Source organism: Empedobacter sp. EJD.6dd, from assembly GCF_057369435.1.
This window is the reverse complement of sequence record NZ_CM170667.1, coordinates 2,293,495-2,314,864: the sequence shown is the minus strand read 5'-3', so window position 1 is coordinate 2,314,864 and position 21,370 is coordinate 2,293,495. Positions and strand designations below refer to the sequence as shown.

The 21,370-nt window shown below is 29.1% G+C and carries 23 protein-coding genes; 15 read left to right on the top strand and 8 right to left on the bottom strand.

What is annotated here, in order from left to right; all coding sequences use genetic code 11:
• Positions 1–25: 25 nt before the first annotated feature.
• A complete protein-coding gene (locus AC2I98_RS10955) occupies positions 26–1,636 on the bottom strand; it encodes a DUF4270 family protein (protein WP_486411719.1) in 1,611 nt (536 codons plus the stop codon).
• 15 nt (positions 1,637–1,651) lie between these two features.
• A complete protein-coding gene (locus tag AC2I98_RS10950) occupies positions 1,652–2,464 on the bottom strand; it encodes a glycogen/starch synthase (RefSeq protein ID WP_486411718.1) in 813 nt (270 codons plus the stop codon).
• 118 nt (positions 2,465–2,582) lie between these two features.
• Here AC2I98_RS10950 and panC point away from each other — a divergent pair, with 118 nt between their 5' ends.
• The 3 genes from panC to AC2I98_RS10935 all read left to right on the top strand — a co-directional run bounded on the left by panC (position 2,583) and on the right by AC2I98_RS10935 (position 4,901).
• Positions 2,583–3,425: a pantoate--beta-alanine ligase gene (gene panC / locus AC2I98_RS10945; protein WP_486411717.1), complete on the top strand. Its 843-nt coding sequence runs from the start codon at positions 2,583–2,585 to the stop codon at positions 3,423–3,425.
• Between the two features lie 85 nt (positions 3,426–3,510).
• Positions 3,511–3,858 carry an aspartate 1-decarboxylase gene (panD, locus tag AC2I98_RS10940; protein ID WP_038336011.1) on the top strand — a complete coding sequence of 116 codons (348 nt, stop codon included), beginning with the start codon at positions 3,511–3,513 and terminating at the stop codon, positions 3,856–3,858.
• Positions 3,859–3,881: 23 nt separating this feature from the next.
• Positions 3,882–4,901: a lysylphosphatidylglycerol synthase transmembrane domain-containing protein gene (locus AC2I98_RS10935; RefSeq protein ID WP_486411716.1), complete on the top strand. Its 1,020-nt coding sequence runs from the start codon at positions 3,882–3,884 to the stop codon at positions 4,899–4,901.
• 155 nt (positions 4,902–5,056) lie between these two features.
• Here the strand turns inward: AC2I98_RS10935 and AC2I98_RS10930 are convergent, their stop codons facing one another.
• From AC2I98_RS10930 to AC2I98_RS10920, 3 genes are read right to left on the bottom strand one after another with little or no spacing between them, the layout of a single operon-like run.
• Entirely contained in the window at positions 5,057–5,833 is a 777-nt protein-coding gene (locus AC2I98_RS10930) for a hypothetical protein (protein ID WP_486411715.1), read from the bottom strand.
• Complete coding sequence (locus tag AC2I98_RS10925) at positions 5,826–6,614, bottom strand: hypothetical protein (protein WP_486411714.1); 789 nt, start codon at positions 6,612–6,614, stop codon at positions 5,826–5,828. The genes AC2I98_RS10930 and AC2I98_RS10925 overlap by 8 nt, the downstream gene beginning before the upstream one ends.
• A complete protein-coding gene (locus AC2I98_RS10920; protein WP_486411713.1) occupies positions 6,607–7,416 on the bottom strand; it encodes a hypothetical protein in 810 nt (269 codons plus the stop codon). The genes AC2I98_RS10925 and AC2I98_RS10920 overlap by 8 nt, the downstream gene beginning before the upstream one ends.
• 197 nt (positions 7,417–7,613) lie before the next feature.
• Here AC2I98_RS10920 and radA point away from each other — a divergent pair, with 197 nt between their 5' ends.
• From radA to AC2I98_RS10905, 3 genes are all read left to right on the top strand, one after another.
• Positions 7,614–8,978: a DNA repair protein RadA gene (gene radA, locus AC2I98_RS10915; RefSeq protein WP_486411712.1), complete on the top strand. Its 1,365-nt coding sequence runs from the start codon at positions 7,614–7,616 to the stop codon at positions 8,976–8,978.
• 77 nt (positions 8,979–9,055) lie between these two features.
• Positions 9,056–9,421, top strand: coding sequence for a CD225/dispanin family protein (locus AC2I98_RS10910; RefSeq protein ID WP_486411711.1), 366 nt, complete (start codon positions 9,056–9,058; stop codon positions 9,419–9,421).
• Between the two features lie 30 nt (positions 9,422–9,451).
• Positions 9,452–9,862 carry a DUF2752 domain-containing protein gene (locus AC2I98_RS10905; protein ID WP_486411710.1) on the top strand — a complete coding sequence of 137 codons (411 nt, stop codon included), beginning with the start codon at positions 9,452–9,454 and terminating at the stop codon, positions 9,860–9,862.
• Between the two features lie 292 nt (positions 9,863–10,154).
• Here AC2I98_RS10905 and AC2I98_RS10900 read toward each other — a convergent pair whose 3' ends face one another.
• Positions 10,155–11,912 carry an Ig-like domain-containing domain gene (locus AC2I98_RS10900; protein WP_486411709.1) on the bottom strand — a complete coding sequence of 586 codons (1,758 nt, stop codon included), beginning with the start codon at positions 11,910–11,912 and terminating at the stop codon, positions 10,155–10,157.
• Positions 11,913–11,939: 27 nt separating this feature from the next.
• Positions 11,940–12,605, bottom strand: coding sequence for a ComF family protein (locus AC2I98_RS10895; protein ID WP_486411708.1), 666 nt, complete (start codon positions 12,603–12,605; stop codon positions 11,940–11,942).
• Positions 12,606–12,645: 40 nt separating this feature from the next.
• Here AC2I98_RS10895 and queD point away from each other — a divergent pair, with 40 nt between their 5' ends.
• Complete coding sequence (queD, locus tag AC2I98_RS10890) at positions 12,646–13,092, top strand: 6-carboxytetrahydropterin synthase QueD (protein WP_486414073.1); 447 nt, start codon at positions 12,646–12,648, stop codon at positions 13,090–13,092.
• Positions 13,068–13,895, top strand: a complete 828-nt coding sequence (locus tag AC2I98_RS10885) for a UDP-2,3-diacylglucosamine diphosphatase (protein ID WP_486411707.1) — start codon at positions 13,068–13,070, stop codon at positions 13,893–13,895. The genes queD and AC2I98_RS10885 overlap by 25 nt, the downstream gene beginning before the upstream one ends.
• Here the strand turns inward: AC2I98_RS10885 and AC2I98_RS10880 are convergent.
• Entirely contained in the window at positions 13,830–14,774 is a 945-nt protein-coding gene (locus AC2I98_RS10880) for a DUF6427 family protein (protein WP_486411706.1), read from the bottom strand. The two genes, AC2I98_RS10885 and AC2I98_RS10880, sit on opposite strands and share 66 nt — an antisense overlap.
• 39 nt (positions 14,775–14,813) lie before the next feature.
• Here AC2I98_RS10880 and AC2I98_RS10875 point away from each other — a divergent pair, with 39 nt between their 5' ends.
• The 7 genes from AC2I98_RS10875 to AC2I98_RS10845 all read left to right on the top strand — a co-directional run bounded on the left by AC2I98_RS10875 (position 14,814) and on the right by AC2I98_RS10845 (position 21,333).
• The gene (locus tag AC2I98_RS10875; protein ID WP_486411705.1) at positions 14,814–15,002 is read left to right on the top strand and encodes a hypothetical protein; all 189 of its coding nucleotides are present in this window, start codon (positions 14,814–14,816) and stop codon (positions 15,000–15,002) included.
• Positions 15,003–15,185: 183 nt separating this feature from the next.
• The gene (locus AC2I98_RS10870) at positions 15,186–16,121 is read left to right on the top strand and encodes a hypothetical protein (RefSeq protein ID WP_486411704.1); all 936 of its coding nucleotides are present in this window, start codon (positions 15,186–15,188) and stop codon (positions 16,119–16,121) included.
• Positions 16,122–16,131: 10 nt separating this feature from the next.
• On the top strand, positions 16,132–17,379 hold the full coding sequence (locus AC2I98_RS10865) for an oligosaccharide flippase family protein (RefSeq protein WP_486411703.1): 1,248 nt from the start codon (positions 16,132–16,134) through the stop codon (positions 17,377–17,379).
• The gene (locus tag AC2I98_RS10860; RefSeq protein WP_486411702.1) at positions 17,369–18,634 is read left to right on the top strand and encodes a hypothetical protein; all 1,266 of its coding nucleotides are present in this window, start codon (positions 17,369–17,371) and stop codon (positions 18,632–18,634) included. Before AC2I98_RS10865 ends, AC2I98_RS10860 begins: the two co-directional genes overlap by 11 nt.
• Positions 18,612–19,724 (top strand): glycosyltransferase, encoded by a 1,113-nt coding sequence (locus tag AC2I98_RS10855; RefSeq protein WP_486411701.1) that lies wholly within the window; start codon positions 18,612–18,614, stop codon positions 19,722–19,724. Before AC2I98_RS10860 ends, AC2I98_RS10855 begins: the two co-directional genes overlap by 23 nt.
• Entirely contained in the window at positions 19,721–20,809 is a 1,089-nt protein-coding gene (locus tag AC2I98_RS10850; RefSeq protein WP_486411700.1) for a DUF1972 domain-containing protein, read from the top strand. The genes AC2I98_RS10855 and AC2I98_RS10850 overlap by 4 nt, the downstream gene beginning before the upstream one ends.
• On the top strand, positions 20,806–21,333 hold the full coding sequence (locus AC2I98_RS10845; RefSeq protein WP_486411699.1) for a hypothetical protein: 528 nt from the start codon (positions 20,806–20,808) through the stop codon (positions 21,331–21,333). Before AC2I98_RS10850 ends, AC2I98_RS10845 begins: the two co-directional genes overlap by 4 nt.
• Positions 21,334–21,370: the final 37 nt, after the last annotated feature.

The following is a 21,370-nucleotide window of genomic DNA, read 5'->3' as shown; positions in this document are numbered from 1 at the left end:
TTATATAGTATTTTAAGTTAAATTCTTATTTTTTGGAATAATATACTAATAATTTTAATTTTTTAGTAACATCTTCCGTATTATTTCCGTGTAACACGATTCTATAAGGATTGTACGCTCTATTATTTTGATATGGATTTGTACTATTTATAGTCGTTGCATCAGAAACTGATGTTAAGAAATTCCCCAAAGTAATAAACATTGTTTGATCTTTAAACTCATTACCTTTCTCTAACATACTTTTTAGATGTTTTGTAATGTCGATCGTATAAAAATCTGTTTTTCCAGTTACTTGTGGGTTAAAGTGTACCGATGTTGGATAAGAATTATAAAACTCTAACACATCTGCATACAGTTCATTTACTTCTTTATTATCTTTTTTGTAGTTATTCCACGCAATTAAATAAGGAGGTTTTGGAAGATTAGTTGATTCATCAATATAAAATTTCAATTTAGCGCCAAGAATAGCAATTTTATTTTGAGACATTTCTGTCTTTAAGTCTGCTAATTGTTGTGCATTAAATTTTAATTGAGCATAATTACCACTCATACCACTCAAATATAATCTTGCATCTCCATTAATTGAATCAGGTTTTACAGTTGAATAAATAGATCCTGTTGTATTATTGACAATTTGACTCAAGATAATATTAGCATTATTTGCAGTACCTGAATTCCATTGATTTGTCATATCAAATCCGTAAGAACTATTCAAACGCTCTTTGTAATCTTTATCAGTATCTTTCTTCGGTGTTGGATTTTTGTATGAATAATACATCTTTAAATCCATTTTATTTGGATTAAAATTGACAATAAATCCATCTGATTCTTCAACAGAAAATTCTAAACCTTTGATATTTTCACGAATAAATGTAGCGTAATCAGCTAATAAACCGGTTTTAGCATTTTTGATAATCTTTTCGTCAAAATAATCTTTATCTAAAGCAACTTTATAACCAACTGTTTCTTCTGATATATTGCTTGTTCCTGTTTTTTGTTTTACAACTTTACTGGTAACTGTTTTACCAATTTTTGCTGTTCCAATTACTCTTGAATTTACAGAGACAGGAGATTCGTTTCCATTTAAAGTAGAGAAATACTTAGAGTCTTTATACAAAACCGTATTAATATCTTTAATTTTCAACGTCATTTCTAAATCCTTTTTACCATACAAAGAGTCAACTGCATACTTTGTTGTAATCTGGATAGTATCTGTATCTTTTGGTTTTTCTCCTGGTTTAGATAAATTGATTGTATCTTTAGAAACAGGATCTTTTGTTGTACTGTAATAAACTGGAATGATTAAATTAACAGAATCAACTTTCGTTTCTGTACCAAAATCCTGATCACCTATAGATGAAGGTCTTATTTGTGTATAAAACTTAGAAGAAGTTGTACCAAAAATTGGTTCATTATACACACCAAACGCACCATTTTGTAAAACAAATTTATCAGTACGAAGTGTATCAAATTTGGCATTAAATGCAATAACGTCTAATACTTTTGCATTTCCGTCAGCCTCACCACCAATCACATTGTTATCTAATCCTAATGTTTCGCTCTCACACGAAACAATTGTTCCCATTCCAATCATCATTGCAACAGATACAGAAAGGACATTCAAAAATTTTTTCATTAATCTCAACGGATTTTAATTAGAGTTCATTACTTCCTCTAGATAGAAGTTTTTATACACTTCTTTTGCTTGTTCTTTTGAACAATAATCTAATAAAGGAATATTTTGTTGGTTTATATAGTTTTTTACATCCTCTGGAATCACATCTTCTCCTTTTGCTACTGCATCAGCATATTGCAAAGAAGCTTGTATCATCCCTAAATGTGTAGGTTTTTCTAAATAGTTTTGTACATCAGCTTCTACTTTATCAAAAGCTAATTTTTTCACTAATTCATTATCCAATTCACCATCAAAAGCATTGTCAAATAAAGAAACAACAACTTTTGCATCTTGAAAAAATGGATCATCCGAATAGTATTTTTTTAGATACAATGGCACTAAACTTGACATCCATCCCATTACATGAACAACGTCTGGCTTCCAGTTTAATTTTTTTACTGTCTCTAAAACCCCTTTTGCGAAGAAGATAGAACGTTCGTCATTATCAGAGAATAATCCATTATCTTCTCCATAAACTTCTTTACGTTTAAAATACTCTTCGTTATCAATAAAATACACTTGTAGTCGCTCTCCTGGCACAGATGCTACTTTAATGATTAAGGGTTGATCCAAATCATTAATAATCATGTTCATACCTGAAAGTCGTATTACTTCGTGTAATTGGTGTCTTCTTTCGTTAATTGCTCCAAATCTTGGCATAAAGATTCTTACATCTGCGCCATTACTTTGCATGATTTTTGGCAAATCTAATGCTTGAGAAGACATCGGATTTTCAGGAAAGTAAGGTACCATTTCTGTTGTTACATACAATATGCGCTTTCCTTCCATAATTTCTACTCTCTTTTCCTAATGAATAATAAGGCACAAATTTACAAAAAAATGTTGATATATTATTTGCTTATAGTAGCTTTGCCAGATATTAGTTTTTTTTTAACAAATCAGTGTTATGGTTATATTTAACGAAAAGGAAAAATTAACTCCCGCAATCGTCGAGTTAAAAAACCAAAACAAAACAATAGGATTTATCCCTACAATGGGCGCTTTACATGAAGGACATATGTCTTTGGTAAAAGCTTCTAAAGCTCAAAATGACTACACAATTGTCAGCATTTTTGTCAATCCAACACAATTTAATAACCCAGAAGATTTAGCAAAATATCCTCGAACTGAGGAAAATGATAAAGAATTGTTAATGAAAAATGGGTGCGATTTTGTCTATATGCCTACTGTTGAGGATTTATATGAGGCAAACGAAGGTGCAAAACATTACGATTTTGGCACAATTGATAAAGTGATGGAAGGTTCTTCTCGTCCTGGACATTTTGATGGTGTTGCAACTATTGTTTGCAAGCTTTTTAAAGCAGTTCAGCCAACAAGAGCGTATTTTGGTGAAAAAGATTTTCAACAAATTCGTATCATTCAAGAAATGGTAAAACAAGAGAATTTGGATGTAGAAATTGTTCCTATGCCAATTCATCGTGCAGATTCTGGTTTAGCTTTTAGTTCAAGAAATGCTCGCTTATCATCGCAACAAACTTCTGATGCTCCACAGATTTATTCAATTTTATCAAAAGCAGTTGTCCTTAAAAATGAAGGAAAAGATGTTGCTGACGTAAAATCTTTCGTCGAAAATGAATTTAAAAACTCTCCTTTCGAGTTAGAGTATTTTGAAATCACAGATGAAGAAACATTGTTATCAATCGAACATTTTTCGGACGCAAAATATATTCGTGGTTTTGTCGTTGCTTATGCAGGTGATGTGCGTCTAATCGATAATATTCAATTTTAATTAAATAGATCAAATCCTACAAATCGATTGAAAAATATTGGAACAGGTTTTGAAATTTATAAGTTCAGTGTAACTTTGCAAAATTATGATGGTAGAAGTTTTTCACTCTAAGATACATAGAGTTAAGGTAACAGACGCAAAATTAAACTATATCGGAAGTATCACAATCGATGAAGATTTGATTGATGCTGCAAATATGGTAGTTGGGCAAAAAGTACAAATCGTAGTTCAAGAGAACGGAGAGCGATTTGAAACATATATTATTAAAGGGAAACGTGGAAGCGGTGAAATTTGTTTGAATGGACCAGCTGCGCGTAAAGTACAAGTTGGTGACACGGTTATCATCATTACCTATGCGATGATGGAATTTGAAGAAGCCAAAACATACGAACCAACAATTGTTTTCCCTAACGAGAACAATCGTTTAGATTAAGAAATTAATTTTCAAACATTTATATGAAGAGTAAGATTAAACAATCACTCTTCTTAATCATTGCTTCATTGTTAGCTATATTTTTTATTGTGATAACAGTGAAGCAAATTGATTTTGAACGAGTTGCAGAAGTTTTAAACCAAACCAATTATTTTTGGATTTTTGCTTCTATGGCGATCAGTATTTTAACTTATTGGATACGCGCCGCTCGTTGGAATCTTCTTCTACAGCCCATGGGCTATAACACACAAATCTCATCTGGCTTTTGGGCAATTGCATTTGCTTATTTTATGAATTTAACCATTCCGAGAAGTGGTGAAGTAGCTCGTGCGACGAGTTTTTATAAAATGGAAAAAGTGCCGTTCGAAAAATCTTTTGGAACAGTTGTCTTAGAACGTGTTATCGATCTTTTATTTTTGGGTTTATTTTTCGGATTAACGCTTATTTTCAATTACGAAACCTTTATCAAATTCGTAGAAATTGGAAATAAAGAAAAAGCTCATCAACCGACAACAGAACCTTCTTTCTTAAAGTATTATATTGCTCTTGGAGTAATAATCTTAGGAATTGCTTTTATAGGATTTTTCTGGAAAAAAATTAGTCAACTAACGTTTTTTGAAAAGATTAAAACATTTCTTTTAGGACTATGGGAAGGAATTAAATCGATCTCGACATTAGAAAAAAGAGGTTTATTTATCTTTTATTCTTTTGCGCTTTGGATTTGTTATTTCCTAATGACTTTTCTTGTTTTCTTTGCTTTTCCTGACACCGAAAATTTTGGAATACCAGAAGGGTTATTTTTATTAATTGCAGGTTCTTTAGGAATGATTTTACCTGTTTCTGGTGGATTGGCTTATCCGTATGTGATGTCTATTGCTTTTTCGGCAGTTTATTTGGCTAAAGGTGGTGATCAACATGAAGGACGAGCAATTGGCGATTATTTTGGGCTAATTCTTTATTTAGCACAAATTATCTCGATGATTAGTTTTGGATTAATCGCTATTTATAAAATTTCAAGAATTCGAAGAGATTCTACAGAATAATCACATTCCTCCAAAACTACGATTCCAAAGCTTAATCATTTTGCTAATCTCCCAAGGATTTATTTTATAACTTATTTTCATAACTAAAAAGAAAATAACATTCACGAATAATACAAAAAGTAATTCCATATTTCACAAATTTGATTTAATATATATTATTTCCTTATCATCTCCAAATACTTAGGCGCTTGTTCTTCTAAAATCTGAGTTATTTTATCATAATTGTTTTCTTTTACCAATTTCTCTAACTCAAAATTCACATAACAATACGTTACATAATCACTGACTTTATTTTCGGGAATATTTAAACTTTCGATGAAATAATTTTTCGTAAAATAATTTTCTACATCTTTTATTTTATCAGCTTTATTAAAATATTCTTGCTGTTTTTCCTCTCTTTTTCTTTGCCCAGAAATTGTTGCAATCCAAACAGCAGGATTCAGTAAACCAAAGTTTCCTATATTTGAAGTCGCATTAGGATCAATTTTTCTGAAACGAAGATTGGGATCAATTCCTAAATTCAAATGTTTGTACATTTCATCAACTTCATCATATTTAAGCTTAATGTTATTCTTAAAATATTTATCCAATGTGATGATTTTTGCCTCAGCTAATTCTATGGTTTCGATATTAAGATGTATGGTTAACATACCTTTTGTTAAAATATCAGACGTAATTTTTATTATACGTTCTTTGTAAAAATCGTGCGTAAATATCAATTCATCACCAGCAGATGCTTTTATCGAAAACATACCAGCAGAATTTGTCAAGACTTTGGCACCCGTCATTTCATTTGTAACCAAAATATTATCTACCGCATCTTGTCCAACAACTCCGTCATCAATTACTACTTTTCCTGTAATCAAATTGGTTTGTGCAAACGAAAAAACACTGATCAAACTAAAAAATACTGTATATAAAATCTTATTCATTTTCTTTCATTTTAGCCAAATAGATTGGCGCTTGTTCATCAATCACGAAAAGTATTTCATCAAAATTATTATCTCTTAACAACTTCGGAAAGTCAAAATTCGAATAACAATAATCTAAAAAATCATTTATTTTTCCTTCAGGAATTTTCAAATCGTTTACAAAATAATAGGTTGTAAAAAACTTACGTAGCGCAAGTATTTGATCTTCTTTTACAACTTTTATTGGAACAGGATTTTTAACACGTTTTTTTGGACTTTTAAAGAGATTCATTATTCCTAATAAATTTACTCCACCAACTTGTTTAATCGTTCTATTCACTCTTTCTTCGTCATGTTTAAGATTCAATTCTGCTTTAAATTCCGGAGAAACAACGCCCATTTCATCATTTAGTTTCTCTTGAAACGATTTCTCTTTTCCTAAATTCTTAAGTGCATCCTTATTCAATTTCTGAATATTCGTTTCTGCTAATTCTATTACTTCTACATTAACGTGAATTGTAACAAAACCTTTAGCAATCATTGTTTCAGAAACCTTAATTATTCTTTCCTGAATACCTAATTGTTTAATTTTTAATTCATCATTCAAGTTCACGTTTATTGAAAATAATCCAACATTATTTGCTTTGGTTCTAGCTTTAGTCGTTAAATTTTCAATCGAAGTTCCTTCCAAATCAATCACTTCATCAGCATCATCCACAATAATTTTTCCCGTAATTAATGTAGACTGCGCTTGAATATTAATTGATGTAATAAAAAATAAAAAAAGTAAAAATTTACTCATGTTCTACAGCTTTTTGGTTGATGATTGAAAGATAATTTGGTGCTTGTTCTTCGAAAATTAAAGTTATTTTTTCATAATTATTTGCTTTCAAAAGAGATTCTAACTTAAACTCAACATAGCAATAATGAATAAAATCAAGAATGCTTCCTTTTGGAATTTTTAAATCTGTTTCAAAATAATATTCAGTAAAATAATCTTTGAGTTGCATGATTTGCTCATATTTATCTTGATTCTTCGTTTTCAAAAAATGTTTATACGTCTGTACTTCTTTGTCAGAAAACTGTTCTATTAGCGCTAATACATTTTCATAACGAATATGAACATCAAATTTTCTAAGGTACTGAGCAGCAAAATGAGCTTTCACCATATCATCTTTAAACTCTTGATTAATTCCCAAACTCTTGTTTATCTTTTCAGATTCCGCTTCTTCTTTACTCACATTGTCTTTCCAATATTTTCTTAAAGGTTTTACATTCGTTTCTGCCAATTCTATCACTTCGATATTTAGATGAACGTCTATAAAACCTTTAGCTATCATTGATTCAGAAATCTTAAGCTGACGTTCTTCAAATCCAATTTGCTTAAAAACTAAGACATCATTTGCATTAACTCGAATCGAAAAAAGACCTTTATCATTTGGTTTTGTTCGGGCATTTGTGTTTAAATTTTCAACTAAAAAGGCCTCATAATTAATTACTTCATCAGCATCATCCACAATAATTTTTCCTGAAATTAATGTGGATTGTGCTTGAAGTGTAACACATAAAATAAAAAATAGGTTAAAAAGTAAAGTTCTTTTCATTCGCAATTAAATCTTGATTAAAAATAACAGAGAAATAAATTGAAAATCAATATTTAACTCAACTTTATCTAAAGTCGATAATTTGTTAAAAAAACATATTACTGTTAACGTTTTTTACTTGTTGTATTAAAATTTTTCACAAATATAACTCCACAGCTTGTCGCTATAAAACTGTATTTTTGTGTAAATTTGAAACTATGGCTAAAACAAAAACTACATATTTCTGCCAAAACTGTGGCACGCAAACCTCTCAATGGATGGGACAATGCAAAAGTTGTGGCGAATGGAATACCATTGTTGAAGAAATTGTAGACAAAGGCGAAGAAAAGAAAACGTGGAAAGATAAATCTGATAAAAAAGAAAAAACTTTCGCACTAAATATTCGAGAGATTAATCCGTTAGGTGAAATCAGAATTTCTACTAAAAATCAAGAGTTAGATCGCGTATTAGGAGGAGGAATTGTTCCTGGATCTGTTATTTTAGTTGGTGGAGAACCAGGTGTTGGAAAATCAACCTTGATGTTGCAAGTAGCCTTAAAATTAGATACGATTAAAATCTTATATGTTTCTGGTGAAGAATCTGTTTCGCAAGTAAAGCTTCGTGCAGAACGTATTGGAATCGAATCTGATCAATGTTTTATTTTACCTGAAACCAATACACAAAAAATATTTGCACATGCCAAAGAGATTCAACCTCAATTAATTGTTGTTGATTCTGTACAAACTCTACAAACCACATATGTAGAATCTTCTCCGGGAAGTATTTCTCAAATTCGTGAAACAACTTTTGAGCTGATTCAATATGCAAAAGAAACCAATACACCGATTATTTTAATTGGTCATATTACCAAAGAAGGTGTCATTGCAGGACCGAAAATTTTGGAACATATGGTAGATGTCGTTTTACAATTCGAAGGCGATCGCAATCATATTTACCGAATTTTACGTGCCAATAAAAATCGTTTTGGATCGACTGCAGAAATCGGTATTTACGAAATGCAAGGAGCTGGATTACGCGAAGTCACCAATCCGTCGGAAGTATTAATCACCAAAAAAGATGAATTATTAAGTGGAAATGCAATTGCAGCGACTTTAGAAGGTGTTCGTCCTATGTTAATCGAAATTCAGGCATTGGTTTCCACAGCTGTTTATGGAACTCCGCAACGTACTGCTACGGGTTTTGATGCAAAAAGATTGAATATGTTGTTGGCTGTTTTGGAGAAACGTGCAGGTTTTCGATTAAACATGAAAGATGTTTTCTTAAACATCACAGGAGGAATTCGTGTAGATGATCCTGCGATTGATTTGGCAGTCATTGCAGCAATTCTCTCATCGAGCGAAGATTCTGCAGTTCCAGATAATTGTTGTTTTGCAGGAGAAGTTGGATTAAGTGGAGAAATTAGAGCTGTTAATCGTGTTGAACAACGCATTACTGAAGCAGAAAAATTAGGTTTTGATGTGATTTTCGTGTCAAAATATAATAAAATAAAAGATACAGATTTTGGAATTCGAATTGTTCGTATTTCGAAAGTTGAAGATATTTATCGAATGTTATTTCAATAGTTGATTAAAAATTTTCTCAAGCAATTGATTTATAAGTATTTTTTTATATTTTTATCTCAACTTTAAAAAACATTTTTATGGATTATTCAAACCAATCTAACCAAGATTTTAATCAACCTCAACAATCTTCTTTAGAAGAAATAAGACCAAGACCACAAAACAACCTTGTCTTATCTATTGTAGCTACAGTTTTAGGTGTTTGTTCACCATGCTGCATTTCTGTTATAGTAGGAATTGTTGCGATTGTGTTTTCTACGCAAGCCAACTCTAAATATGATGCTGGAGATTATATTGGCGCTGAACAAGCTGCTAAAAACTCTAAAATTTTAAGCTATGTTGCTTTTGGTTTAATTGCAATAAACTTAATTTATCTAATTTTCGTATTTATTACACAAGGTAGCGACGCAATTATGAATCAATATAAAGATGTCTTAGATAGATAATCTTAAAATTAAGTAGTATCACTAAATAATATGATGAAACGGATTTTGGTTTATGGTTTAGCAACCTTATTGCCTATTTTGGTAATTGTGTATTTTTACAGCTATTACAACAACCAAAGTCCGTTTACTATAAAATGTATGTTTCATGCTGTAACAGATCTGTGGTGTCCTGGTTGTGGTGGACAACGTGCTTTTTCTTTGCTTGTACACGGCCATATTTTACAATCGCTTCGTTACAATTTACTTTTACCTTTCGCGCTTTATATTTGCATTCAGTTTTATTACTCTGTAATCGCCAATATTTTTTTAGCCGAACCTATTTCAGGAAAATTACATTTGCCGACAAGTTTTGCACGTAATTTTCTTATTTTTTTGTTGATTTATTCAATTCTAAGAAACATACCTATTTCTCCTTTTATATATTTAGCACCAGAAAGTTAATTTTATGGGTTTAGATACAGTTGAATTAATCATGCAATTTGAAAATCATTTCAATATTAATTTCAAAGATGATGAAATTCAGAAAGTACTGTTGAAGAATTTATAAATGGCATTCTTATTACAAATTGTAAACAATTTTTTGATAACAATACACCCAAAACAAGATTTCAGATATATTTAATTGTAGGAAATATTATTTTAGATAGAATTGGCTGCCCTGTTTATGATATACAGCATTACGCAAGTATTACAAAAGATTTACGTATTGATTAAAATAAAAAAATCAGAGAAACTATTCCTCTGACTTTTTATTTGTTGTTCGAGGATTTTGTCGCTCCTCGCCTTCTTTCAATTCTCCTCTACGTATTCTATTTTTATCTGAATCCTTTTCATCATTTGGTAACGAAACAGGTTGATTGGCTTCTCCTAAAATCCATGTTTCAGTCGCATCCCACATCGCACGAACTTTAATTGGCTCTGGATATAGATAAATAGGTTCTGGTTGTTTTCCAGACAAATAATCTCCTGTATCCCATTTTCCGTTCTCATTTTCATCAACTAATAATCTAAACAAATATTCTCCTGGTTCAATAAAATTGAATTCAAAATAATTTTTATTTGCCGGATTATAAATCTCTTCTAATACTGTGAAATTTTGATCTGTTTTCAAAAATTGTAAAATAAATGGTTTTGATGGCGCATTCTGAAGCGTTAATTTTAGATGTCCAAAATCACCACGAGTTCCCATTTTTATTGGATATGCAAGTGTATCATTCTTCTCTCCTAATACATCTGTTAATGCATTTGGATAAATATTTACCTCAAATTTTTCGTCTAAATTTTTATCGAAAGCAAAATTCAAATTTTGTGCATTAATCGTATCAATCGAAACTTTAAATGGAATTGAAACTGTATCTTTAAACACATGAATTTTAGATAAATCCAATGATTTAATTGGCGCATTTGCCTGAATTTTAAATTCTTTATTCGGTGCTAATTTTTGATCATTTAATGCTTTAAATTCTAATTTACGCTCAGTTGTCGATTTTGAATACAAAGCACTTACTTCATCTATCTGATCTTTGTGTTGTACATTAAAATTCAACTTTGTACTTCTTCCTACAATTGTATCAACCTTTGGATTGAACCAAAAATTTATCGAATCTTGTTTTGGAAACTTCTGTATATAAGCCGTTTTGAATTCTTTTGCTACTGGAGTTATTGTAACATCATCTGTAGCGCCAGTTGTTTTAAATACAATTAAACCTTCTTGTTTAAAACTTGCTTCAGGCTTACGATAAGCAGGTTTTTGATTGAATAAATTCAAGTTTATTTCTTGATTCGCGTTCAATTCAATCGGTTCGTTATGAAAAGCGAAACGTTCTTTTCCATAATCATACATCACATTCTCTACCTTATCTTCAAATGCAATTAATTTATATTTACCAGAAGCTAAATAGTTTAACTGATATTCTCCTCTATCATTCGCCCTCGCAATGTAATATGGTTTCTTTTGTAAAACTACACTATCTTTATAAGTGCTATCTACTTTATATAGTCCGACTAATATCTTTTCTGGTAATTTGAAATCGTATGACGAATTTACACGACCTGTCACTTTTAATGAGTCAATAAAACTACCTGTTGAAAAAACATATTGAAAGTTTGATAACTTATTGTTCTCATTAAAATCTTGAACCGCATCACCAAAATTGAAACTATAAGTTGTATTTGGTAATAAAGGTTCTTGAAATTTTATCGAAATATATTTCTTTGCTAATGCTTGCGGCGTTACAATTGGTGGTATTTGAAACGAAGGCGAAACCACAACATTTTTACTGTATTCCTTCAACATAATATATTCGTCAAAGTTAATTACAGCTTCTTGTAAATTAACATCAACATTCGTTGCCAAGGTATCAGGATCAGCTTTTAAAAAAACTGGCGGAGTTTCATCTTTAGGTCCTCCCGTTGGTGAACCTTGTCTTGCACAAGAAATAACCAATAAAATAGTTAACATCAAAAGCGAAAAACGTGTCGTCTTATTCATGGGTGCAAGTTAAGAAAAAGCTTGTTATTAAGCACAAGCAATGGTAATTACACTTATCTTAAAATTTTCCAAAAGGTTAAACTTTTTAATTGCCGAAGCAATTGTTGCACCAGTTGTTAAGACATCATCAATCAAAATATAATGCCCTGGCTTAAGATTAGGACTGATTTCGAATGCATCTTTCAAGTTATTTAATCGATGTTTTTTATCTTCATTCACTTGAGAAGAATTATACTTTGTTCGAATTAACCCTTGCGAAAAATAATTAATCTGATTGTTTTCTGCTAATGCTCGAGCAAAATCTTGTACTTGATTATAACCTCTTTTTTTCAACCGTTTTGGATGTAACGGGATTGGAATTATACCATCATATTCACTCAAATCAAATTTTATTAATTGCGCTAAATCAATTCCAATTTCGGGACGATTTCTATATTTCATTTCATGCAAAATCGTTTGCGTTGTATTGTGATGCTTAAATTCTAACAAAGAAAATACGTTTTCGACTTCACAATAATTTCGTAATTTGGAATAAGCACTATTGTTTTGATTGAATTGCCAATGTGTAAAAGAGAGCTTTGTTGAGCACGAAACACACAGAAACTGCGAAGGTTGAATAACGTCTTGACAATCCAAACAACGCATCGGAAAAAATAAATCAACCAAAGAATTTACGATTGTTTTGATTTCCATTACCTTTGCAAATTAAAGTTTAGTACTAAATTTAATGAAAATCATTCGACTTACAAAAGCTTTTACGTTCGAAACTGCACATGCTTTGCATGGTTATGACGGAAAGTGTAAAAATATACATGGACATTCTTACAAATTATTTGTTACTGTAAAAGGTATTCCTTCTGAAGATATCAACGATGTGAAACTTGGAATGGTAATGGATTTTGGTGATTTGAAGAAAATTGTAAACAAAGAAATTGTAGATCTTTTTGATCATGCTATTTTGTTGAACGAAAATTCTCCTCACAAATCTCTAGGACAAAAATTATTAAGCGAAGGACATAATGTTGTTTTTACAGACTATCAACCTTCTGCAGAAAATATGATTTTGTGGATTGTGGAAAGAATAAAACCGCTTTTACCAAAAAATATCGATTTGGTTGCTTTAAAATTACACGAAACTGAAAATTCTTACGCAGAATGGTTAGCGGAGGACAACCAATAAACATACAATTAGAAGCTGGTAAAAAAGCCTATTTTTCTTCGGATCATCATTTTGGTGCTCCGAATGAAAAAGATAGTTTAGTACGCGAAAAATTGTTTGTAAAATGGCTTGACGAAATAAAAGACGATTGTGGTGTTTTATTTTTGATTGGTGATTTATTCGATTTTTGGTTCGAATATAAACATGTTGTTCCAAAAGGATTTGTTCGTGTTTTAGGAAAATTAGCCGAAATTTCTGATCGTGGAATTCCAATTTATTTCTTTGTCGGAAATCACGATTTGTGGATGAAAGATTATCTGGAAGAACAAATCAATGCAATTGTTTTTCGTGATAAGCAAGATTTTATCATCAACGGAAAAGAATTTTTTATTGTTCATGGCGATGGGAAAGGGCCTGGAGATAAAGGCTACAAACGCATGAAAAAAGTATTCACAAACAAAGTTTGTCAATTTCTTTTTTATCTCCTTCATCCAGATTTGGCAATGTGGTTAGGAATTACAGCTTCTCGAAAAAATAAAATGATTTCTGGTGATGAAGATGTCAATTTTCTTGGTGTTGATAACGAATGGTTAATCATGTATAGTCGTCAGCAATTGAATCGTAAATATTACGATTACCTTGTGTATGGACATCGACACTTACCAATGGAAATTGCAATAGGAAAAGCTCGTCATATCAATCTTGGTGATTGGATTAATTACTTTACCTATGGTGTTTTTGATGGAAACGAATTCGAATTAAAAACTTACTTCCGTAATCAAGGAGAAGAATCTCGGGATTCGATCATAAAAATTATAGATTAGCAAGCAAATCATCAAAATCCATAGAAGAGCTTCTTTTAGCCATTCTATTTTTGGTTTGCTTTCGCTAAAATATCTTGTTAACATCAGCATAATGCTAAAACCTAAAAATGAAAGGTAAGCATCATTATTTCCTCCAAATAGAATGTATGTCACTAAAATGGCAAGAAACATGAAATACATCAACAGAAAAATTCTTTTCTTTTGAGCTGTTTGTTTATTTATATTTTTAAAATGGTTGACAATTGAATAAATTAATATAACTGCAATTGGAATTAAAAACAATTGTTTTAGATCGAAATGCACTATTGTCAACATTAATTGTTCTTTGTAAAAATCTAGCATAAAATGATAGTCTAACAAAAAACTAACTTGTGCAACAATTAATATTGGCAAAAGAAATCCTAAAAAACCAAGAATTGGAATTTTTGGTTCAACCACTCTTAATGTCAAGAAATAAGTAAACACAACAATTCCTAAAAAAATAAGTGCAGGACTTAATAAGATGGCAAAACTCATAAAAACGCCAATATCAAAAGCATTATATGTATCGTTTTTTTCGGATTCGAAATAAAGTAATTGAATCGTAACATAGGTAACAAGTAACAAACTACCTGCAATACGATAATCGGATAAACCTGCTATAAAAGGCATTATCCATAAAATATAAATGAAAGTCGGATAAGAAGATGTGCTAATTAAATCGTTTGTATTATCAGTATATCCAACTAAAGCTATTGTTAAAAACGTCAGGATTACACCTAATTTTTCTAAATTACTCAGATCAATACTGTTAAAATTCGTTATACCAAGCAACGTAAACAGCACAATGATAAAAATCTGTATAAAAAAATTCCTTTTGTCAAGTAGATTAACCAACATTTTATTAACTTTGATGCAAATTAAGCAATAAACTAGAATATGGGAGTTATAACTGATTTATTTTTTGCGATTGGTGATATTTTCAAATGGACTTTTGAAAACTTATTATCTCCAGTTGGTGTTATCTTTGGATGGTTATTCACATTCGTTGGATGCGCATTGTTAGGATGGTGGTTAATGAAAATCGCTAGCTTTGGAACCGAAAATGAAAAGAAATACGAAAGATAATTTATCTTTATTTGTATAAAAATATATTTTCGAATTAATTCGAGAAACCTCTTATAAACTTTATAAGAGGTTTTTTTATGCGTAAAAAGTAGAATAAATCCTTTTTTTCTACGTTGTAGAAATACGATTTATAAAATCGTACTTTAAATTTTGAAGCACTATAATTAAACACACTTATAAAAAATGAATAATAATTCTACTCAACAAGAAAATAACGAAATTGACTTATTACAAGTTTCAAATTCTGTAAAAAAAGGTTTGACTCAAATTTTAAAAATCATTTCAAATTCTATAAAATTTATAAAGAAGAATATCTTTATTTTAATTGGATTATTTATTCTTGGGACAGTTGCTGGAGTTTTTTATAACAAATACAATAAAAAATATGAAAGTAATATTGTTGTTGTCCCAAATTTTGACACTGTAGATTATTTGTATGAAAAAATTGATTTATTAAATTCTAAAATTCAGCAAAATGATACTGTCTTTTTAACTCAAGCAGGAATTAATTTTGATTCTAAAATATCAAAAATAGAGGTAAAACCAATTACAAATTTGTATAAGTTTTTGAATCAAGATGATAAGAATTATGAAATATTCAAGACTTTAACAGAAAATAATGATGCAAAAAAAGTATCTGAAGATAAGGCTACTAGTAAAAATTTTACAAATCATTTGATCACTGTTAATTCTAATAAAAAAATTGACCAAAAAGAATTAGATAATATTATGAATTATCTAAACTCTAGTAAATTTTATCAAGTTTTTCGTAAAGAAATTCTACAAAATGTAAAAGATAAAATAATAATTAATGATTCAACCATTTCTCAAATTGATTTAATTATAAAAAAAGCAGGTTCTTTAAGTACAAACAACTCAACAATATTAGTTAATGGAGAAAGTCAGTTAAATTCATTAGTTCAAGAAAAACTAAAATTGGTACAAGAAAATCATGAATTAAAAATACATCAATACAATTTGGCATATATTATTACTCCACTAGATTTTTCTGCTAATATTTTAGACTTTTCTGGTACAAATGGAAAATTTCATCTTTTATTCCCTGTTATATTAATTGGTTTATTTCTATTATTTTCCATAGTTAGAAAGATAAAATAATTTTAAAAGGATGAAGATCCCTTCGAAAATAACCAATTTTTTAGTTTACTCCATTGGACAATCTATCAATCTACTTAGCCCTTTAATTGTAATGCCTCATTTAATGAAAATTTGTAAAGAAGATGGTTTGGGTAAAATTGGTATTGCATTTTCTATCTGTTTAATATTATGCTGCATTGTTGATTACAGCTCTTATTTAAATGGTACAAAAGAAATTGTTATTAATAAAGTAAATCTCTTGTATATAAATCAAAGAATAAGTGATATTTATAGCTATAAGACAATTATTTTTTTTACAATTTTAGGCATATTTCTTATTGGAATATTATTGCTTCCTAATTTTTTTGAAAAAAAACTATTATTTTTAAGTTTACCTATTGTTATTTCGCAAGTAGTCAATCCAAATTGGTTTTTACAAGGTTTAGAAAAATTTAAGCAGATTGCATTGCTAAATATTATTTCAAAAATAATTTATATTATCTGCATTTATTTATTCATAAAAAATCGAGAAGATTATATATGGGCTAATTTCTATTTAGGAATGAGTGGAGTTATTGTTTATATTTTTTACTTAATTTTTTATGTAAAAAAAAACAAATTGAGTTTTAAATTAAATAATATTTACAATGGTGTAAAAATTATTAAATCAGACTCTAATATCTGTATCTCAGAATTATGTCTAGCTTTCTATCAATATTTTCCAATACTAATTGTTGGTTATTTTACTGGAAGCGCTTCTGCAGGAATTTATAGAATTATAGAACAAATATTTAGCGTTTTTAGAACATTTATTTTTATGTTTTTCAACTATAGTTATCCACATGTTTGTGATGCAATAGAAAAAAATAGAAAAAAAGGTATTAAAGTTTGGAGAATTTATCATCTCTCTAATTTTGCAATTATTACTTTGGGGTGTTTAGTTATTATTTTTTCTAGTCATTTCATTTTAAGTTATTTTCATATTAGACTAGTAGATTATAATACAATACAATCTTTATTAAAAATAGCATTATTTGTACCAATTTTTCTTGTAGTTTCACAAGCTTTGAGACAGTTAATGTTTGCACTCAATTTAGTTTCTGAATATACTAAAATAATCTATTTCAGTTGTATTTTGTCATTAGTTATATTAAGCATATTTATTAATTATTATGAATTAAAAGGCTCTTTTATTGCAATGATTTTAACTGAATTACTAGTGATTATTCTATATTTTATTGCTCTATCAAAAAAAAGAAATATTTTTTATGGGAATTAGATTAACCAAAGAATGGCCTTATCAACTTCTGTTTTTGATAGCCGTTGGATTTTCGTATATCAATATTTATGAATTAAGTTTACTTATATGGTTAATTATTTTTGCTGTTACAGTAAAAAGATTCTATTCCAAAACAATCCTAAGATTGTGTTTGTTTTTCTTGATAATTGTTTTTATTGGAGGCTTTAGAGCTTTTTTATATGATTATAAACTTTATGACATTCTTCGTGACATATCATATTTCATAAAGCCCGTAGTAGGACTAATGATTGGTTATCAATGCATCAGAAGTAAGGAAAGTGATTTTTTCAAAACCGTTATATACTCTGCTTTTGTTATAGCAACTATACATTATATCATTTTATTTTTTTCTGCTTTAATACATCAGATAAACAGTATCCATGATATAAGATATTACGGTGGTTATTTTTCAGATTTTGAAACATTTGCACTCATAATTCTTTTATTTCATAAAAAATTTCAACTTAATTTTTCTCGAAAAAAATTACTGTTTTTAATTTTATTTATTGGTGGTTCATTAGTTCTATATCTAGCAAGAACGAATATGATACAATTCTTTATTTTAGGTTGTGGAATGTTTGGGTTATTTGAAATATCTAAAAGAAAGATAATTGCATTTTGCTCACTTATGTTAATTTTTGGGATTGGTTACAAAATTATTTATGACATGAATCCCTCTAGAAATGGAAAAGGTTTTGAGGCATTTCTATATAAAATAAAAAATTCCCCTAAAGAAATATATGATCCATATGTAAAAAATGATAATTCACCTCGCTTTCATGACAATTTCAGATCTTATGAGACAAAAATTACTGTAAATCAAGTTATGAATCAAGACGATTTAGGAGTTTGGCTAGGCAAAGGATTTGGATCTTCCGTCAATTATGGCTCTTTAATGTGGACAACAGATGGAAGTCAAGTAAGACACGCCCCTATTTTACATAATGGATACACTACTATATTTTTAAAATCAGGAATAATTGGAACAGTAATATTCTTGATCTGTATGATATATTTATCTAATTTATACTCCAAGACACAAAATCCTTTATTAAATAATATCAAGTTACTTATAAATAGTACGGGTATATTCTTATTCTTTTCTACGTTAGTGTTTTTAGGCTTTTATTTAAAATTAGATAATAAATCATTATTTGTTGGTGGTCTTATAGCTTATTACGAAGTAATTTTTAAATCAAAAAATCTTTTAAATGAAAATTTTATTTCAAAGTAGAACAAATTTATACTCTGCTCCTGGTGGTGATTTAGTTCAAATATTAAAAACAAAAGAATATCTAGAAAAACTAGGAGTTCAAATAGATATTTCAATAGAACTTGAACCAGATTTATCTAATTATGATCTAGTCCATTTATTTAATTTGATGGAACCTCAAGATATCTATTTACAATTTAAAAATGCTCAAAGACAAAATAAAAAAATTGTATTATCTACAATTTATGGCTTGTATACTGAGTACGAAAGAAAGGCAAGAGGTGGTATTTTCCAAAAAATTGCTAATATTTTATCTCCATATCAAATTAGCTATGTAAAAACAATTATCCGACATTATCATGAAAATAGATTTCATTCAGGTGTATGGAATATGGTAAAGAAAGGGCATTATAAATTAATGAAAGAAATTGTAGACAATGTTACTGTATTACTCCCAAACTCTGATTTAGAAATGAAACGTATAGCCGAGGAGTTTAAATTGAAAAATTACAATTACTTAAATATCCCTAATGCTATAGACAAGAACATATTTAATGAGTATGTTAAAATTGATCATCAAGATGAATATATTCAGTTCGAAAATTGCATTCTTTGTGCTGCAAGAATAGAAGGAAGGAAGTCTACTCTAAATTTAGTAAAAGCAATTAAAAATAGTCCTTATACGCTAGTTTTAGTTGGAAATGAATCAAAAAATCAAAAATCTTTTGTGGAAGAAGTTCACAAAGAAGCAGGTAAAAACACTCATTTTTTAGGTCCTGTTTCTCATCAAGACCTTGCAAAATTATATAAACTTGCAAAAGTACATTGTTTGATTAGTTGGATGGAGACTCCTGGATTATCATCGTTAGAAGCTGGAGCAATGGATTGTAACATTGTTATTACTAAAAAAGGTGATACTGAGGAGTATTTTGAAGACATGGCTTACTACTGCGAACCTGATGATATTAAAAGTATAAGAGAGGCTATTGATAATGCATATAACAATCCTGTAAATCAAAATTTAAAGAAAAAAATTCTTAAACATTATATATGGGAAAAAACAGCAGAAAAAACATTAGAAGGATATCAATTAGCAAATAATCTATCATGAAAATTGCTATTTTAGGAACAAGAGGAATACCCAATCATCATGGTGGTTTTGAACAGTTTGTCGAATTTTTTGCTGTTTATTTAGCCAATAAAGGTGAAGATGTTTATGTCTATAATTCTTCTCTCCATCCCTATAAAAAAAGCACCTTTAATGGTGTTAAATTAATTCATTGCAAAGATCCAGAAGATAAAATGGGAACAGCAGGACAGTTTCTCTACGATTTGAATTGTATTTTAGATGCTCGTAAACGTAATTTTGATGTAATTCTTCAGTTAGGTTATACGAGCAGTACCATTTGGTGGTGGTTAATGCCTAAAAAGGCTAAAATTGTAACCAATATGGACGGATTAGAATGGAAGCGCAGCAAGTATTCTAAGAAAGTACAAAACTTTCTTAAATACGCAGAAAAATTAGGAGCTAAACATTCTGATCATTTAATTGCAGATTCATTAGGAATACAAAGTTATCTAAAGAAAAAATATAACAAAGACTCCACATATATTGCTTATGGTGCGGATAACTTTACCAATCCTGATGAGTCTGTTCTAAAAAAATATCAGATTAAAAGAGAAAAATATAGCCTTTTAATTGCACGATTTGAACCAGAAAATAATCTCGAAATGATTTTGGATGGTGTCACGAGCTCTTCTAGAAACGAGCCTTTTCTTGTAATAGGAAAACATGAGACACCTTACGGAGAATTTTTGAAAGATAAATATAAAGGTTTCTCAAGCATTATATTTACGGGTGGAATTTATAATTTCGAAGAATTAAACAATATTCGTTATTATTCACGTTTATATTTTCATGGACACTCTGTTGGTGGAACAAATCCTTCTCTTTTAGAAGCTATGGCTTCTAATTGTTTGATTTGTGCAAATGATAACGAGTTTAACAAAGGTGTTCTGAAAAAAAATGCTTTTTATTTCTCTAATAAAGATGATGTTAAACAACTTTATAATAACATAGAGAAAGAAAAAGAATTGCAAAAAATTAATCAAAATAAAATTGCAATTGAAACAGAATTTAGTTGGAATATTATTAATGAAAAATATTATAGTACTTTAAAATCTTATATCATATGAAAAAAATTATTACCACATTGTTGATTAGTGGAACATTAAGTTGTTTCCTTCTTTCTTGTAATGATAAAAAAGAAAGAACCAAAGAAAATAATAAAACCGAAGTTCTTAAAAGTAATAATTTAGAGGTTATAATTGATGCTAAGTTTAAAAAAAATGACTTAATTAGATTATATTACATGGAGGAAAATGATAAAGAATTTTCTATTCAAAAATCAATTACAAAAAATGTTTACGCAGATGATTCTTTCCAAATTTACGATTTTGTCATCCCAACTTCTGTAAAAATAAAAGATATTCAAATTCAATTAACTGAATTAAGACAAGAAGAAGCGGTAATAAAAAATATTACTTTTAAAAGAGGAGAAAATAAAATTGATGGTTCTGATGGTGCGTATTTAAAGTACTTTATCTCAAATGAAAGTATTAACTACAACCAAGATGATTATACTTTTAAATTCAAAACAAAAAATAATGTATTTTTAAACAGTACTGATGAATTAAAAAAATCACTAAATTCATTATAAGATATTTTAAACTTTTGTATATAAAAAGATAAGAAAG